Below are 14959 nucleotides of genomic sequence, written 5' to 3' on the forward strand. Positions count from 1 at the left end.
GTGTGGAGCCTAGAACACACGCACCGACAGAACATTCCCCCGTGTCCGGATTTCAGTCCGGTGCGAGGCTCTCAGCGTTGCGGCACCGGGTCGACCACGCGCTGGAGCGCGACCAGACCGACCTCCAGCAGCAGAGCCACGGCCGCGACGATGAGCGACCCCGCCACCACCTCGGCGGTCTGGTTGCTCGCGTAGCCGCGCGTGATGATGTAGCCCAGCCCCGGACCTGCCACCAGCGCGGCGATCGTGGCCGTCGCCCACACCTGGACCACCGCGAGCCGCAGGCCCGAGATGATCAGCGCGGCGGCCAGCGGGATCTCGACCCGCCGGACGATCTCGAGCTCGCTCATCCCCATCCCGCGCGCCGCCTCGACCACGTCGGGGTCGACCTCGACCATCGCGGTGTAGGTGGCTGTCACGATCGGGGGCAGCGCGAACAGGGCGAGGGTGACCAAGGTGGCCAGACCGGCCCGTCCGTAGGGACCGAAGTAGTCGTTGCCGATCACCGAGAGCGAGAACAGCGCGAGCAGCGCGACGATCGGCACCGCCCGGCCGATGTTGGTCAGGTTGATCGCCAGGACGCCACCGCGGTGGCGGTGACCGAGCCAGAGCGCGAGCGGGAACCCGATCAGGGCAGCCAGCGCGACCGAGGTCGCGGTCAGCAGCACGTGCTGGCCGAGCAGCACCGGGACGCCGTGGTCGCCGTGCCAGTGGTCCGGGTCGCGGAACCAGTCGAGGACGCCGTTCATGCGCGGAACCTGTCGAGCGCCCGAGCTTGCTCGTGGCCGCACCCGTGGCACTGAGGTGACGTCGGAACCCTGCCGGGGGTGCGGTGACAGCGCGTTGACGAGCTTGCCAGGATCATGCGCGGGCCCTCCTCGACCAGGGGGTCATCAGCCGTTGCGCGAGGACCAGGACCACGTCGAGCGTGATCGCCAGCGCCACGCAGAGCACGCTGCCGGCCAGCACCTGGGCACGGAAGGTCGAGTCCTCGACGATCAGCGTGCCGAGGCCGCCGTAGTCCAGGATCGAGCCGACCGTCGTCAGCGCCACCGAGGAGACGGTGGCCACCCGGAGGCCGGACATGAACGCCGGCAGCGCGAGCGGGACCTCCACCCGCCACAGCAGCCGGCGGGCGTCGTACCCGACACCGAGCGCCGACTCGCGGACCTCGGCGGGCACCGCCTTGAGCCCGTCCAGGATCGCCCGGACCAGGATCGTGAGCGTGTAGAGGCTGAGGCCGATCAGCACGGTGCGGGAGCCGAGACCGGTGACCGGGACCAGCAGCGAGAACAGGGCGAGCGAGGGAATCGTGTAGATCGCCGTGGTGGTGCCGACGATGATTCCTTCGAGTCTTCGGTAGCGTCGTGCCAGGAGGGCCAGCGGGATCGCGACCAGGAGACCGAGGCCCACCGAGGCGAGAACGATGCCGATGTGCTGGACCAACGCGTCGGTGAGCTCAGCAGATCGCGTCTCGTAGTACTTCCCGCAGATCCAGTCGTTGCGGGTCAGGCAGTTGTCCGGAAGGTCCGGCAGGACAGGAGCGACCAGTGGGATCACCCGACGAACCTAGCGCGAACTCGGCGACCGAGCGCGTGATGATCCGACTCGAGGGTGTCGGCAAGACGTACGACGACGGCACCCAAGCGGTCCAGGAGCTCGACCTGGAGATCGCCGAGTCCGAGCTGGTCTGCCTCGTCGGCCCGTCGGGCTGCGGCAAGTCGACGACGCTGAAGATGATCAACCGGCTGATCGAGCCCACGTCGGGACGGATCTACGTCGACGGCGTCGACGTGACCGGAGCCGACCCGGTCGAGCTGCGCCGTGGCATCGGCTACGTCATCCAGCAGGTCGGACTGTTCCCGCACCAGGACATCGCCACCAACGTCGCCACCGTGCCGAGCCTCCTCGGTTGGGACAAGAAGAGGGCACGCGCCCGGGCGACCGAGCTGCTCGACCTCGTCGGCCTCGACCCCTCGACCTTCGCCAAGCGCTACCCGCACCAGCTCTCCGGCGGCCAGCGCCAGCGCGTCGGAGTGGCCCGTGCTCTTGCGGCGGACCCGCCGGTGCTGCTGATGGACGAGCCGTTCGGCGCGGTCGACCCCGTCGTCCGCGGTCGGCTGCAGGACGAGTTCCTGCGGCTCCAGCGCGACCTCGGCAAGACCGTGGTGATGGTGACCCACGACATCGACGAGGCCGTGAAGATGGGCGACCGGGTGGCGGTCTTCGCCGCCGGCGGGCGTCTGGCCCAGTACGACACGCCCGCCGCGATCCTGGGCGCGCCCGGCGACGACTTCGTGGCCGAGTTCGTCGGGAAGGCCCGCGGCCTGCGCCGGCTCGCGGTCACCGGGATCGACCCGGCTCACCTCGAGCCGCTGGACGACGTACCGGCCGCGGCGCTGGCCGGCACGGTGGAGGTGTCCTCCTCGCTGGAGCAGGCGCTGGCGCTGCTCATGCGCGAGGACAAGCCGATGCTCGGCGTCACCGACGGGCCGACGTTCCTCGGCGTGCTGACCCCGAACGGGATCCACGCGATGCTCCGGGCGGACGTCAACCGTCCCGCTGGTTGAGCCTGTCGGAAGTTCAGGCGAGCCTGGCGTCCTGCGCCGCGTGCTTGCCGGCGGCGCGCGCGATCTTCTCGTCGAACTCGATCAGGTCGTCGACCGAACCGCGCTCCCGCCCGACGAGGTCGAGCTCGCTGACCGCGTCGCGGGCAGCCTCCTGCTCCGCGCGCAGCAGGTCGATGGAGCGCTCGAGCTCGGCGACCCGGACGAGGGCGGAGGCGAACGCGGACTCGGCGGTGTCGGCCCGTACCGCTCCGGCGGCGACCTCGCGCTGCGCCTTGACCAGCGCGGCCTGCAGCTCGTGGATCGAGGTGTTCGAGACGGCCAGGCGCTCGGTCATCACGGTCGTGAACTCGGCGTGCTCCGCAGCGCGCTCGGAGAACAGCGAACGGTAGGCGCTGGCAGTCGCGGCCCGGTCGGCGGCGTTCTCCCGCCGCGACTGCAGGACCTCGGTCCACACGATCCGCAACGCGGCCCAGCCGAGCACGAGCGCGACGACCGAGCTGACCGACAGCAGCGCCGGCGACTGGGTGGGCAGGGCAGCGAGCACCGCGACGGTGGCCACGCCCAGCAGGAAGACGGCGACCGTGACCCGCACGCTGCGCTGGCGGCGCCGGGACGAGGTGAACGAGGCGGACGATCGGGTTCGGGCCATGCCTCAGGGTAGGTCGAACGAGTCGCCCGGAGGCACCCGACACGCGTGCTCCAGCAGCAGCCCCGCGGCGACCCCGACCGCCGCGCCGAGGCCGGCGAGCAGCGCGAGGACGATGTCGGTCGACGCGGCGTCGCTGGCCACCCCGATCCGGGAGATCACCACGCCCAGGCACAGGCCGAGCGTCGCAGCGGCCACCCGGGCGATCGTCTTGCCGAGCACCAGCCGCGACAGGCCCTGTCGCGGGGGCAGACCGACGCGCTCGGCCTGGACGGCCCGCCGGGTCAGGAAGGCGATCCCCAGCGTGATCGCAGCGACGAACCAGATCGCCCCGATCGTCAGCCAGCCGACGTCCAGCCTCGGCCAGTCCGAGCCGAGCGCTTGGCGGCGGCCGGCCCAGCCGACCAGCAGCCCGGCGAGCCCGAGGACGACCAGCGGCCCCGGGCCGGTGACCGAGACCCGGCCGACCGGGTCCTGCGGAGGCCCGGTGCCCGGACCCGCCTGGCTCATTGCAGCTCGAGAACCAGGTCGTCGCGCCGGACGACGCCGTCCCGGCCGGTCTTCTCGAGCAGCTCCTCCACGGTGCCGTAGCCGGGGATCTCGGCGTCGGACTCCAGGTCGAACCAGGGCACCAGCACGAAGGCGCGCTCGGCGGCACGCGGGTGCGGCAGCCGCAGGTTCTCCTCGTCCGCGTGCCGGTCGCCGACGACGATCAGGTCGACGTCCAGGGTGCGCGGGGCGTTCCGCTCGCCGCGCTCGCGTCCGTACGCCGCCTCGACCGCGTGCGCCCGCTCGAGCAGGGTCCGGGCCGACAGCGTCGTGTCCAGCGTGATGACAGCGTTGAGGAAGGTCTTCGAGCCCTCCGGCGCGCCGACGGGCTCGGTCTCATAGACCGGCGAGACGCCGGTGATCCAGACCTCGGGGGTGTCACCCAGCGCGTCGACGGCGCCCTGGAGCGCGTACATCCGCTCGCCGAGGTTGGAGCCGATCGAGATCACGCAGCGGCGGATCGGGTGCATGTCACCGGTCAGGGTGTCCGCGTCGATCACAGCGGGGTTCGGGGACTCGGTCATGTTCGGCTCCGTCTGATCGTGAGGGCCACGTCGGAGAACGTCGCGGCTATCGGGGCGTTCGGCTTGTGGACGGTGACGTCCACCTGGTCGACTTGCTCGTAGGTCAGGCACACGTCGGCGATCCGCTGCGCCAAGGTCTCGATCAGGTCCACCGGGTCGTTCTCGACGGCGGTCTTCACGGCCTCGACCAGCTCGCCGTAGTGAACGGTCTTGGTCAGGTCATCTGCAACAGCGGCTGCACTCGTATCCATCCCGAGCACCAGGTCGATCACGAAGATCTGCCCGTCGCGACGCTCGAAATCGAACACACCGTGGTGTGCGTAGATCTCGATCCCGCGGACTGCCAACTGGTCATTCATGCCGGATCGACCCTACCCGCGGGGTCGGACGGTACAAACTCGCGGCCCTCGACCTGCGCGACCACGCGGAGCGCGTCGACCGTGCGGCGCACCTCGTGCACCCGCAGGCACCAGACGCCCGTGCGGGCAGCGAGCGTGCTGATCGCCACGTTGGCGTCCTCGCGGTCGGCGACGTCGCGCGGCGCCCCGTCCGGACCGGCCAGCAGAGACCCGAGGAAGGACTTGCGGCTCGCCCCGAGAAGGACCGGCAGACCCAGGCGCTCCAGCTCCTCGAGGCGCCGCAGCAGCTCCCAATTGTGCTCGGCCGTCTTCGCGAACCCCAGACCCGGGTCGACGGCCAGACGGTCTGCGGAGATCCCGGCCCCGAGGGCCGCCTGCACCCGGAGCACCAGCTCGTCGCCCACCTCGCGGACCACGTCGTCGTACGTCGCCCGCCCGGCCATCTCGGTCGCGTGCGCCCGCCAGTGCATCGCGACGTACGGCGCCCCGCGGTCCGCGACCACGCCCAGGATCTCGGGGTCGGCCAGACCGCCGGACACGTCGTTGACCAGGGTCGCACCCGCCGCGAGCGCAGCATCGGCCACCTGCGCGCGCATGGTGTCGACCGAGACGACCGCGCCGCGCTCGACCAGGCCGGAGATCACCGGGACCACCCGGGAGAGCTCCTCGGCGACCAGCGGGCGGGTGGCACCCGGCCTCGTCGACTCACCGCCGATGTCGAGCACGTCCGCGCCCTGGGCGAGCAGCGCGAGGCCGTGGGTGATCGCGGCCTCGACATCGGCGTACAGGCCGCCGTCGGAGAAGGAGTCCGGGGTGACGTTGAGGACGCCCATCACCAAGGGTCGGTCCAACGCCGGGAGGCCGGCGACGTGGCGTCGGGTCAGACCGGCCGTCACGGCGGTTGCTCCTCGCCTACCGGTGCGCGGCGTTGATCAGCGCCATCGCCTCGGAGCGGGTCGCGGCGTTGTGCATGATCCCGCGGACCGCCGAGGTGATCGTGCGGGCGCCCGCCTTCTTCACCCCGCGCATGGTCATGCAGAGGTGCTCGGCCTCGATCACCACGATGACTCCGCGGGCGTCGAGGATCTCCATCAGGGAGTCGGCGACCTGGGTGGTCAGCCGCTCCTGGACCTGGGGCCGCTTCGCGTAGACGTCGACGAGCCGGGCGAGCTTGGACAGGCCGGTGATCTTGCCGGACTCCGACGGGATGTAACCGACGTGCGCGACACCGGTGAAGGGCACCAGGTGGTGCTCGCACATCGACCAGAGCTCGATGTCACGGACCAGGACCATCTCGTCGTGCCCGAGGTCGAAGGTCGTCGTCAGGACGTCCTCCGCGGTCTTGCGCAGACCTTGGGTCAGCTCCTCGTAGGCACGCGCGACCCGCGCCGGGGTCTCGCGCAGCCCTTCGCGGTCGGGGTCCTCCCCGATCGCGAACAGGAGCTCGCGCACGGCGGCAGCAGCCCGGTCGTGGTCGAAGTCCTTCACGGGACCGGACCCGCCGCTGACCGGGCCGATGCTCACGGCGTGTTCCCGGGGTTCGGCACCTCTCCGAAGGAGTCGCCGTCGCTGTTCGGCGGGGTGATGATCACGCCGCCCTCCGGCTCGGACTCCTCGGCCAGCGCCTTGGGGTCGCGCACCGCCGGGATCGACGAGGGGACCCGGTCCGGCGAGCCGGTCCACGCCGGGCGCGGCGCACGGCGGCGCAGCGGAGCGAAGACCTCGGCGACCTGCGCCTTGTCGAGCGTCTCCTTGTCGAGCAGCGCGAGCACCAGGGCGTCGAGGACGTCGCGGTTCTCCTCCAGGATGTCGAACGCCTCCTGGTGCGCGGCCTGCAGGAACTTCTTGGTCTCCTCGTCCACCTTCGCGGCGACGTCCTCGGAGTAGTTCCGGGTGTGCCCCAGGTCGCGACCGAGGAACGGCTCGCCGCCGGAGTCACCGAGCTTGATGGCGCCCAGGCTCTCGGTCATGCCGTACTGGGTGACCATCGCCCGGGCCAGTGAGGTGGCCTTCTCGATGTCGTTGCCGGCACCAGTGGTCGGGTCGTGGAAGATGAGCTCCTCGGCAGCCCGGCCACCCAGCATGTAGGCGAGCTTGTCGAGCATCTCCGACCGGGTCTGGGAGTACTTGTCCTCGTCGGGCAGGACCATCGTGTACCCCAGCGCGCGACCGCGCGGCAGGATGGTGATCTTGTGGACCGGGTCGGTGCCCGGCAGCGCCGCGGCGACCAGGGCGTGGCCGCCCTCGTGGTACGCCGTGATCAGCTTCTCCTTCTCGCTCATCAGGCGGGTGCGCTTCTGCGGACCCGCGATGACGCGGTCGATCGCCTCGTCCAGCGCCTTCGCGTCGATCAGCTTGCCGTTGAGGCGGGCGGTGAGGAGCGCGGCCTCGTTGAGCACGTTGGCCAGGTCGGCACCGGTGAAGCCCGGCGTACGGCGGGCGACCGAGGTGAGGTCGACGTCGGCACCGATCGGCTTGCCGCGGGCGTGCACCCGGAGGATCTGCTCGCGGCCCTTGAGGTCGGGGGCGTCGACGCTGATCTGACGGTCGAAGCGACCGGGGCGCAGCAGCGCCGGGTCGAGGACGTCGGGCCGGTTGGTGGCCGCGATGAGGATGACCCCGCCGCGGACGTCGAAGCCGTCCATCTCGACGAGGAGCTGGTTGAGGGTCTGCTCGCGCTCGTCGTGGCCGCCGCCCATACCGGTACCACGGTGTGCCGACCGACGGCGTCGATCTCGTCGATGAAGACGATCGCGGGGGCGTTCTCCTTGGCCTGCTCGAACAGGTCGCGCACCCGGGAGGCGCCGACACCGACGAACATCTCGACGAAGTCCGACCCGGAGATCGAGTAGAACGGCACGCCCGCCTCGCCGGCGACGGCGCGGGCGAGCAGCGTCTTGCCCGTACCGGGCTGGCCGTAGAGCAGGACGCCCTTGGGGATCTTGGCGCCGACGGCCTGGAACTTGGCCGGCTCCTGGAGGAACTCCTTGATCTCGCCGAGCTCCTCGATGGCCTCCTCGCAGCCGGCGACGTCCGCGAACGTCGTCTTCGGCATGTCCTTGGAGATCAGCTTGGCCTTGGACTTCGCGAACTGCATGACGCGGCCGCCGCCGCCCTGCACCTGGTTCATCAGGAACAGGAAGATCACCACGATCAGGATGAACGGGATCAGCGTCGTGAGCAGCGACCCGAGCAGGCTGGGCTGCGGGTTCTTCACGTTCACGCCAGGGGTGTCGCGCTCCTGGACGAGCTTGAACAGGTCGTTCTGGTTGCCGTCGATCCAGGTCGCGACGACCTTGTCGCCGTTCTTCAGGGTCGCCTGCATCTCCTGGTCGCCACCGTCGACGAACGTGATCTTCTTGATCTCGTCCTTCTTGATGTAGTCGATCATCGTCGACGTCTTGATCTCCTTGTACCCGCCGTTGGGGGAGATCAGCTGCAACGCCAGAATGACGCCGAGACCGGCGAGACCGATCCACAACCAGGGACCACGCAGAATTCGCTTCACGCCGGACATACTCTCAGGTAGTCCCAGAACGCGCTTGCTGGCCCGTGGGTTGAGCCTGATACCCGGTTGGTCGAGCCGGGTACCCCGTGGGTCGAGCTCAGTCGAGACCTCAGCTGTAGACGTGCGGGGCCAGGGTGCCGATGTCCCGCAGGTTGCGGTACCGCTCCTGGTAGTCGAGGCCGTAGCCGACCACGAACTCGTTCGGGATGTCCCACCCGACGTACTTCACGTCCACGTCCATGCTGAGCGCCTCCGGCTTGCGCAGCAGGGTGCAGATCTCGAGCGAGGCCGGGTTGCGCGAGGCCAGGTTGGAGACCAGCCAGGACAGCGTCAGACCGGTGTCGATGATCTCGTCGACCACGATCACGTGCCGGTTGGTGATGTCGGTGTCGAGGTCCTTGAGGATCCGGACGACGCCGGAGGACTTGGTGCCCGACCCGTAGGAGGAGACCGCCATCCAGTCCATCTCGACGTGCCGGTGGAAAGCGCGCGCCAGGTCGGCCATCACCATCACCGCACCGCGGAGGATCCCGACGATCAGGATGTCCTTACCGGCGTAGTCGGCCTCGATCGTCGCGGCGAGCTCGCCGAGCTTTGCCCGGATCTCGTCCTCGGTGTACAGGATGTTGACGAGGTCGGCTTCGACATCCGCGGCGTCCATGACGCAAAGGGTGCCACAGCCGGCCTGCGCCGGAATGATCCGGGGCACCCCGGACGTTGACCAGCCATGCGGCTCTCCGTCCTCGACCTCGTCCCCGTGCGCTCCGACCAGTCCACCTCGGACGCGCTGGCGGCGACGAGGGCCCTCGCGCGGACCGCCGACGAGGCGGGCTACCACCGCTACTGGCTGGCCGAGCACCACAACATGCCGGCCGTGGCGGCGACCAACCCGCCGCTGCTGATCGCGATGGTCGCAGGCGCGACCGAACGGATCCGCGTGGGCTCCGGCGGCGTGATGCTGCCCAACCACGCGCCGCTGGTGGTCGCGGAGCAGTTCGCGCTCCTGGAGGCCGCCTTCCCGGGCCGGATCGACCTGGGCATCGGCCGCGCGCCCGGCACCGACCCGGTGACCTCCTACGCCCTGCGGCACGGCGCCGGCGGGGTGAGCGACGACGCGGTAGCGCAGTTCCCGTCGTACGTCGACAACGTGATCGCGATGATGAGCCCCGGCGGTGTCGGCCTGCAGGTCAACGGTCGGGTGCACGCCCTGGTCGCCACGCCGACCGCGACGTCGGTGCCGCCGGTCTGGCTGCTCGGCTCCTCGGACTACTCCGCCCAGCTGGCCGCGGCTCGTGGTCTCCCGTACGTCTTCGCCCACCACTTCTCCGGCAACGGCACCGACCGGGCGCTCGACCTCTACCGCAGCGGCTTCCAGCCCTCGGAGCACCTGGAAGCACCGGAGACCTTCCTGACCGTGAACACGGTCGTGGCCGCGACGCAGGAGGAGGCCGAGGCCCTGGCCCTTCCGCAGATCCAGGCGATGGTCACCCTGCGCACCGGAGGCGACCTGCGGCCGCAACGGTTGATCGAGGACGCCGAGGCGAACCCGGTCCCGGACGCGCACCTGCCTCTGGTCGAGGCGATGCGGCACCGCTGGGTGATCGGTACGCCGGAGTCGGCCGCCGAGCAGCTCACCGGGCTCGCGGCGACGTACGGCGTGGACGAGGTGATGGTGCACCCGGTCGCCGGCGCGCGCACGGGGACCCCGGTCGACGCCTCGCCGGCGCGGGAGGAGACGCTGCGGCTGCTGGCGAAGGAGCTGCTGGCCTGATCCCTGGGCCATGTCGGCCCGGGCTCCTAGTCTCGGAGCGTGACCGTCCACCAGCTGTCCCGTGCCGACGCACGACGGATCGCCGTGCGCGCCCAGCTGCTCGCCGAACCGCGACCGACCGACCTGGTCGAGGTCGTCCGGCACCTGACGCTGCTGCAGCTCGACCCGACGGCGTCGATCGCCCCCGCCGCCGACCTGGTTCTCTGGAGCCGGCTGGGGTCGGCGTACGACCGTGACGCGCTGCGCGTCGCGCGCGACCAGCTCGAGCTGATCGAGCTCCAGGGGACCTTGAGGACCGATGATTACCTGGCCCTGGTCCGCGCGGACATGGAGGCGTGGCCGGGCACCGGGGAGCTGAAGCCGTGGCAGCACGAGCGGGTCGCCTGGGTCGAGGCGAACGGCGGCTGCCGGCACGACATCCTGGAGCTGCTCCGTACCGACGGCCCGCTGACGTCCCGGGACCTGCCGGACACCTGCGCCGTCCCCTGGCGATCGTCGGGCTGGACCAACAACCAGAACGTCACCCGCCTGCTGGAGTTCATGGTCGCCCGCGGCGAGGTGGCCACCGCCGGGCGCGAGGGCCGCGAACGGCTCTGGGACCTGGCCGAGCGGGTGTACCCCGACGAACCGGTCGTGCCCGCCGAGGAGGCCGCCGTACGCCGCGCCGAGCTCCGACTCAGCTCGCTCGGCCTGGCCAGGGCCAAGGTCGCCCTGGTTCCCGGCGAGCCCTTCGACGTCGGTGAGATCGGCGAGCCCGCGGTGGTCGAGGGAGTGAAGGGCACCTGGCGGGTCGATCCGGCGCAACTCGACCTGCCGTTCTCCGGAAGGACCGCGCTGCTCTCGCCCTTCGACCGCCTGGTGAAGGACCGCAAGCGCCTGACAGAGCTCTTCGAGTTCGACTACTACCTCGAGATGTTCAAGCCTGCGGCCCAGCGGCGGTGGGGCTACTACGCGCTGCCGATCCTGGTCGGCGACCGGCTGGTCGGCAAGCTCGATGCCACCGCCGAGCACGCTGAGGGCGTGCTGCGGGTCGACGCGATCCACGAGGACGAACCGTTCGACGCCACGACGGCGGCGTCGGTGCGTGCCGAGATCGAGGACCTGGCCGGGTGGCTAGGGCTCGAGGTCCTGTACGCCGACTGACCTTCCCCCGGCCACCTCCGCCGACCGGGCTCAGATGCCCCACCAACAACGCCGACCGGGCTGAGATGTCCCACCAGACCACCCCGACCGGGCTCAGATGTTCCACCAAACCGACCCGACCCGACCGGGAGCCTTTCGGATGGACATCCGCGCCGCTCGACGTTCGCGAGCGGGACATCCGCGCCCGCTCGACGTTCGAGGGCGGGACATCCGCGCCCGCTCGACGTTCGCGGGCGGGACATCCGCGCCCGCTCGGCGGAGTTAGGGCGGGGTGATCGTCGGGCGGAACTGCAGCAGGTCGCGGTCCCGGTACGCCGTCAGGTGGCCCGGCAGCTGGATCTCCTTGCCGGGCTCGACAGCCAGCACCGCGAGCACGTGCTCGTAGGTGAGCTCGGAGGCGATCGCGCCCGCTTCGATCAGCAGCCGCCGGACCACCCGGGTCGCGATCGCCGTCGGCAGCCGCCGCAGCTCGGCGATCGACAGCCCGGCGGCGAAGTCGGAGGAGGCCAGCTCCATCTCGGCGTAGGAGTCGAGGAAGTCGGTGTCGGCCTGCAGCTGCGCAGCGGTCCGTGCGAGTGCGGCGGCGACTCCCGGCCCGAGCTCGTTCTCCAGGGTCGGCAGCACCGTCTGCCGGACGCGGACCCGGGCGAAGCCGTGGTCGCTGTTGTGCGGGTCGTCCCACCAGGTGATGCCCTCGGCGGTGCACGCAGCCTCGGTCTGGGCGCGGGTGACCCCGAGCAGCGGTCGCAGCACCGCGATGCCGTCGAGGTCGAAGCCCGGTCGCATGCCCGCCAGCGACCGCCCACCCGAACCGCGGGCCAGCCCGAGCAGGACGGTCTCGGCCTGGTCGTCGCGGGTGTGGCCGAGCAGCACAACCTCGGCGCCGAAGTGCTCGGCGAGCTGGCCCAGCGCGGCGTACCGGGCTTCGCGAGCCCCCGCCTCGATCCCGCCCGGGCCGGGATCGACCGTCACTCGAATGGTCGCTGTCTCGTCCGCCCCGAGCTCGGCCATCTGCGCCACGACCGAGGCAGCGTGCTCGCTCGACCCGGCCTGCAGGCCGTGGTCGACGGTCACCCCGATCACCCGCACCGACTCCTCGCGCCGGGTCTCGAAGACGGCAGCCGCAAGCAGGGCGAGCGAGTCCGCCCCGCCGGAGCAGGCGACCAGCACCGTCCGGGCGTCACCCAGGCAGCGGCGTACGGCCGACCTGACGGCGGCGACGGCCGGGTCCAGGGTCATCAGCCGTGGACGCGCTTGAGCCAGGCGTCGGGGTCGTGGATCTCGGACTTCGTCGGCAGGTTGGCGGGTTCGGCGAAGACGGCGTTGAAGCCCTCCATGCCGACCGCCTCGATCGCGGCCCGGACGAAGACGGCACCGTCGCGGTACTGCGCCATCTTCTGGTCCAGGCCGAGCAGCCGGCGCAGCAGCTTGTCGAGCGTGCCGATGCCCTGACGCCGCTGCGTGAAGCGCTTGCGGATGTGGTCGACGCTCGGGATCACCTCGGGACCGACGCCGTCCATCACCACGTCGGCGTGACCTTCCAGCAGGCTCATCACGCCGGTGACCTGGTCGATGACCTTCTTCTGCTCAGGCGTCGAGAACAGGTCCATCAGGCTGCCCTCCGACTTGCCGGAGAGCACCTCGCCGATCCGCGAGATGCCGTCGCTGAGCAGTGCACCGGGATCGGTCTCGACCGCGTTGACGATCTGGCCCATCAGCGCGTGCAGGTGGTCGGTCATCCACGGGACGGCGGTGAACTGGACCCGGTGGGTCTCCTCGTGCAGGCAGACCCACAACCGGAAGTCGTGCTCGTCGACGGTCAGCTCACGCTCGACGTGCACGATGTTCGGCGCCACCAGCAGCAGCCGACCGGCAGCGCCCGGCGCGTTGTAGAACGGGTCGAACTGGCCGAGCACCTTGTTCCCCAGGAAGCCGAGCATCAGACCGAGCTCGACGCCGGTGACCCGCGACCCGATCGCCTCGGCGAACGCGGTCGGCGGCCCCTTCTTCTCCTGCAGCTTGTCGACGATCGGAGCGATGATCGTGGCGAACCCGTCCGCGTTGGCCTGGATCCAGCCCGGGCGGTCCACGACCAGCACGGGGGCCGTGCGCGCCTCGGCGACCAGCCCCGTGAACTCGCGGACGAGTGGCGTCGAGCGCTCCGCACCGGCACGCAGCTCGGCGACCACCTCGCTCGCCTCCGCCTTGGTCACCACCGGGCCGTCACCGGCGAGCCGGGACCCGACCCGTACGGCGAGGTCCCAGTCGATCATCCCTGAAGTGGATCGGCCCGATCCGGCGTGCGCCCCGTCAGTCATGCTTGAACCCTACGTGCGCACCCGCAGGACGCCGACCGTCCGCCCTCAGGACCCGCAGCGGCAGGACCCCAGGGCACCGGCCATCAGGTCCAGTTCGTGCTGCGCGCTCAAGGTGTCCTGGACGGCGACCTTGTCGACGACCAGCACGAACGCCATCAGGTTGCCGTCGACGTCGGCGGCGATGCCGGCCAAGCCGTGCACGCCGGTGAGGGTTCCGGTCTTGGCGCGGACCCGGCCCTTCGCGGCGTCCGGGCCGGTGGCGAACCGGCGCTGCAACGACCCGGTGAACCCCGCGATCGGTAGCCCGGTGACCACCTCGCGCAGCTTCGGGTTCTCCGAGGAGGCCGCGACGCGCAGCACGTCGAGCAGCGTCGTGGCGGTGAGCCTGTTGTCCCGCGAGAGACCGCTGCCGTCGTACGCGACCGACCCGGCGACGTCGACCCCGAGACCCTTCAGCACCGCGAAGATCGCCTTGGTGCCCCCGGTGAAGGACGCGTCCCCGGTCAGCGAGGCACCGACGTGGCGGGCCAGCACCTCAGCAGCGTTGTTGTCGCTGACGGCCAACGTCTGCTGCACGATCTCCCCCACCGGGGAGCTCGTGACGGCGGCCAGGTCGGTGGCGGTCGCCGGGGCCACGACCTCCTTCATCGCGCCGGTCACCCCGATCCGCTCGGACCTGAGCGCCTTGGCGAAGATCTCGGCAGCCGTCCTGGCCGGGTCGGCGACGTACCGACCGTCGGCACCTTTGGCCTCGTCGGCCCACAGAGCGCTGATCGGCGGGACGACGTTGTCGGGCAGGTAGGAGTCCGGCCAGCGCGGGTTGACCGCAGGGCCGCGGAACATGCTGGTGTCGTAGCCCAGGGTGACCGTGCGGATGCCCTGGGCGCCCAGGGCGGCTGCGGTCCGCTTGGCCAGGGTCCGCAGATCGGCGCGCGCCGGGTAGTGGCCCTTCGCCTTCGCCTTGCTGCTGGCCAGGAACGGGTCCCCGCCGCCGACCAGGACGATCTGGTCTCCGGTGCCGACGACCCGGGTGGTGAACCGGGTCCCGGGGCCCAGAGCCGCCAGTGCCGCTGTACCGGTGAGCAGCTTCATCGTCGAGGCCGGCGTGGCGGAGGCGGCACCGCGGCGGTAGACGACCTCGCCGGTGCTCAGGTCGGCCACCTGGAACATGCCGTGCCCGCCGAGCTTGGGGTCGGTGACGAGCGGAGCGAGCGCCGTGCGCACCGCGGCAACGTTCAGCGCTCCCGGTACGACGGTCGCCGCCAGCGGCGGTTCGCTTGCGGACGCGGACAGGTCGAGACCGCGCGGAGCGGGCACCTGGGCCGGCGCGGTCGTCGGGTCGGTGCGCTCCAACCCGAACCAGCGGTGACCGAGGTCGAACTGCAGCTGGGCGCCCGCGGAGGCGACCAGGAGCACGACCAGCACCTCCGGCAGCCAGCCTGCGAAACGGCGCAGCCGGGTGCGGTCGCGTGACCAGGAGACGTGGCGTTGCTCACGCGCTGCCATGTTTCGCCTCCTCGGTTAGTCGTTCACGGGCATTGTGCGGGAGACTAGCCCGGTCGCTTGTGCGC

General features: G+C 70.9%; 15 protein-coding genes and 1 pseudogene. 3 read left to right on the forward strand and 13 right to left on the reverse strand.

The window, feature by feature from the left end:
* Nucleotides 1-71 precede the first annotated feature (71 nt).
* Nucleotides 72-749, reverse strand: coding sequence for an ABC transporter permease (locus ABIE44_RS06975; RefSeq protein WP_209720275.1), 678 nt, complete (start codon nucleotides 747-749; stop codon nucleotides 72-74).
* 112 nt (nucleotides 750-861) lie between these two features.
* Nucleotides 862-1560 carry an ABC transporter permease gene (locus ABIE44_RS06980; protein WP_354437905.1) on the reverse strand — a complete coding sequence of 233 codons (699 nt, stop codon included), beginning with the start codon at nucleotides 1558-1560 and terminating at the stop codon, nucleotides 862-864.
* On the opposite strand from ABIE44_RS06980, the gene ABIE44_RS06985 reads away from it, so the two are divergent.
* Nucleotides 1551-2570, forward strand: coding sequence for an ABC transporter ATP-binding protein (locus ABIE44_RS06985; protein WP_502912721.1), 1020 nt, complete (start codon nucleotides 1551-1553; stop codon nucleotides 2568-2570). The genes ABIE44_RS06980 and ABIE44_RS06985 overlap by 10 nt on opposite strands.
* A gap of 13 nt (nucleotides 2571-2583) precedes the next feature.
* Here ABIE44_RS06985 and ABIE44_RS06990 read toward each other — a convergent pair whose 3' ends face one another.
* From ABIE44_RS06990 to hpt, 8 genes and pseudogenes are all read right to left on the reverse strand, one after another.
* Nucleotides 2584-3219, reverse strand: coding sequence for a hypothetical protein (locus ABIE44_RS06990; RefSeq protein ID WP_209720272.1), 636 nt, complete (start codon nucleotides 3217-3219; stop codon nucleotides 2584-2586).
* A gap of 3 nt (nucleotides 3220-3222) precedes the next feature.
* On the reverse strand, nucleotides 3223-3726 hold the full coding sequence (locus tag ABIE44_RS06995) for a DUF3180 family protein (RefSeq protein WP_209720268.1): 504 nt from the start codon (nucleotides 3724-3726) through the stop codon (nucleotides 3223-3225).
* Nucleotides 3723-4289 (reverse strand): 2-amino-4-hydroxy-6-hydroxymethyldihydropteridine diphosphokinase, encoded by a 567-nt coding sequence (gene folK / locus ABIE44_RS07000; RefSeq protein WP_209720265.1) that lies wholly within the window; start codon nucleotides 4287-4289, stop codon nucleotides 3723-3725. The genes ABIE44_RS06995 and folK overlap by 4 nt, the downstream gene beginning before the upstream one ends.
* Nucleotides 4286-4648, reverse strand: coding sequence for a dihydroneopterin aldolase (gene folB / locus ABIE44_RS07005; protein WP_209720262.1), 363 nt, complete (start codon nucleotides 4646-4648; stop codon nucleotides 4286-4288). Before folB ends, folK begins: the two co-directional genes overlap by 4 nt.
* The gene (folP, locus tag ABIE44_RS07010) at nucleotides 4645-5481 is read right to left on the reverse strand and encodes a dihydropteroate synthase (RefSeq protein WP_209723549.1); all 837 of its coding nucleotides are present in this window, start codon (nucleotides 5479-5481) and stop codon (nucleotides 4645-4647) included. The genes folB and folP overlap by 4 nt, the downstream gene beginning before the upstream one ends.
* Nucleotides 5482-5560: 79 nt before the next feature.
* Nucleotides 5561-6136, reverse strand: coding sequence for a GTP cyclohydrolase I FolE (gene folE / locus ABIE44_RS07015; protein ID WP_502912754.1), 576 nt, complete (start codon nucleotides 6134-6136; stop codon nucleotides 5561-5563).
* A gap of 32 nt (nucleotides 6137-6168) precedes the next feature.
* Nucleotides 6169-8165, reverse strand: a pseudogene (ftsH, locus tag ABIE44_RS07020) (ATP-dependent zinc metalloprotease FtsH).
* A gap of 100 nt (nucleotides 8166-8265) precedes the next feature.
* Complete coding sequence (gene hpt, locus ABIE44_RS07025; RefSeq protein ID WP_209720253.1) at nucleotides 8266-8817, reverse strand: hypoxanthine phosphoribosyltransferase; 552 nt, start codon at nucleotides 8815-8817, stop codon at nucleotides 8266-8268.
* A gap of 66 nt (nucleotides 8818-8883) precedes the next feature.
* Between hpt and ABIE44_RS07030 the strand changes: the two genes are divergently transcribed.
* Both ABIE44_RS07030 and ABIE44_RS07035 read left to right on the forward strand, forming a co-directional pair.
* On the forward strand, nucleotides 8884-9927 hold the full coding sequence (locus ABIE44_RS07030) for an LLM class flavin-dependent oxidoreductase (RefSeq protein ID WP_209720250.1): 1044 nt from the start codon (nucleotides 8884-8886) through the stop codon (nucleotides 9925-9927).
* A gap of 39 nt (nucleotides 9928-9966) precedes the next feature.
* The gene (locus ABIE44_RS07035; protein WP_209720247.1) at nucleotides 9967-11070 is read left to right on the forward strand and encodes a DNA glycosylase AlkZ-like family protein; all 1104 of its coding nucleotides are present in this window, start codon (nucleotides 9967-9969) and stop codon (nucleotides 11068-11070) included.
* Nucleotides 11071-11331: 261 nt separating this feature from the next.
* Here ABIE44_RS07035 and tilS read toward each other — a convergent pair whose 3' ends face one another.
* The 3 genes from tilS to dacB form a co-directional block, all read right to left on the reverse strand.
* The gene (tilS, locus tag ABIE44_RS07040) at nucleotides 11332-12309 is read right to left on the reverse strand and encodes a tRNA lysidine(34) synthetase TilS (RefSeq protein WP_209720244.1); all 978 of its coding nucleotides are present in this window, start codon (nucleotides 12307-12309) and stop codon (nucleotides 11332-11334) included.
* Nucleotides 12309-13343: an Rv3626c family coenzyme F420 biosynthesis-associated protein gene (locus ABIE44_RS07045; RefSeq protein WP_209720241.1), complete on the reverse strand. Its 1035-nt coding sequence runs from the start codon at nucleotides 13341-13343 to the stop codon at nucleotides 12309-12311. The genes tilS and ABIE44_RS07045 overlap by 1 nt, the downstream gene beginning before the upstream one ends.
* A 90-nt stretch (nucleotides 13344-13433) precedes the next feature.
* On the reverse strand, nucleotides 13434-14894 hold the full coding sequence (dacB, locus tag ABIE44_RS07050; RefSeq protein ID WP_209720238.1) for a D-alanyl-D-alanine carboxypeptidase/D-alanyl-D-alanine endopeptidase: 1461 nt from the start codon (nucleotides 14892-14894) through the stop codon (nucleotides 13434-13436).
* Nucleotides 14895-14959 lie beyond the last annotated feature (65 nt).

Origin of the sequence: Marmoricola sp. OAE513, from assembly GCF_040546585.1 — a bacterium.
GTDB lineage: Bacteria > Actinomycetota > Actinomycetes > Propionibacteriales > Nocardioidaceae > Marmoricola.

Excerpts from the sequence above, each read along its gene's own strand:
- ABIE44_RS06975 (WP_209720275.1), bottom strand. The coding sequence starts at position 749 with ATGAACGGCGTCCTCGACTGGTTCCGCGACCCGGACCACTGGCACGGC.
- ABIE44_RS06990 (WP_209720272.1), bottom strand. The coding sequence starts at position 3,219 with ATGGCCCGAACCCGATCGTCCGCCTCGTTCACCTCGTCCCGGCGCCGC.
- ABIE44_RS06995 (WP_209720268.1), bottom strand. The coding sequence starts at position 3,726 with ATGAGCCAGGCGGGTCCGGGCACCGGGCCTCCGCAGGACCCGGTCGGC.
- folK (WP_209720265.1), bottom strand. The coding sequence starts at position 4,289 with ATGACCGAGTCCCCGAACCCCGCTGTGATCGACGCGGACACCCTGACC.
- folB (WP_209720262.1), bottom strand. The coding sequence starts at position 4,648 with ATGAATGACCAGTTGGCAGTCCGCGGGATCGAGATCTACGCACACCAC.
- folP (WP_209723549.1), bottom strand. The coding sequence starts at position 5,481 with ATGGGCGTCCTCAACGTCACCCCGGACTCCTTCTCCGACGGCGGCCTG.
- hpt (WP_209720253.1), bottom strand. The coding sequence starts at position 8,817 with ATGGACGCCGCGGATGTCGAAGCCGACCTCGTCAACATCCTGTACACC.
- ABIE44_RS07030 (WP_209720250.1), top strand. The coding sequence starts at position 8,884 with ATGCGGCTCTCCGTCCTCGACCTCGTCCCCGTGCGCTCCGACCAGTCC.
- tilS (WP_209720244.1), bottom strand. The coding sequence starts at position 12,309 with ATGACCCTGGACCCGGCCGTCGCCGCCGTCAGGTCGGCCGTACGCCGC.
- ABIE44_RS07045 (WP_209720241.1), bottom strand. The coding sequence starts at position 13,343 with ATGATCGACTGGGACCTCGCCGTACGGGTCGGGTCCCGGCTCGCCGGT.
- dacB (WP_209720238.1), bottom strand. The coding sequence starts at position 14,894 with ATGGCAGCGCGTGAGCAACGCCACGTCTCCTGGTCACGCGACCGCACC.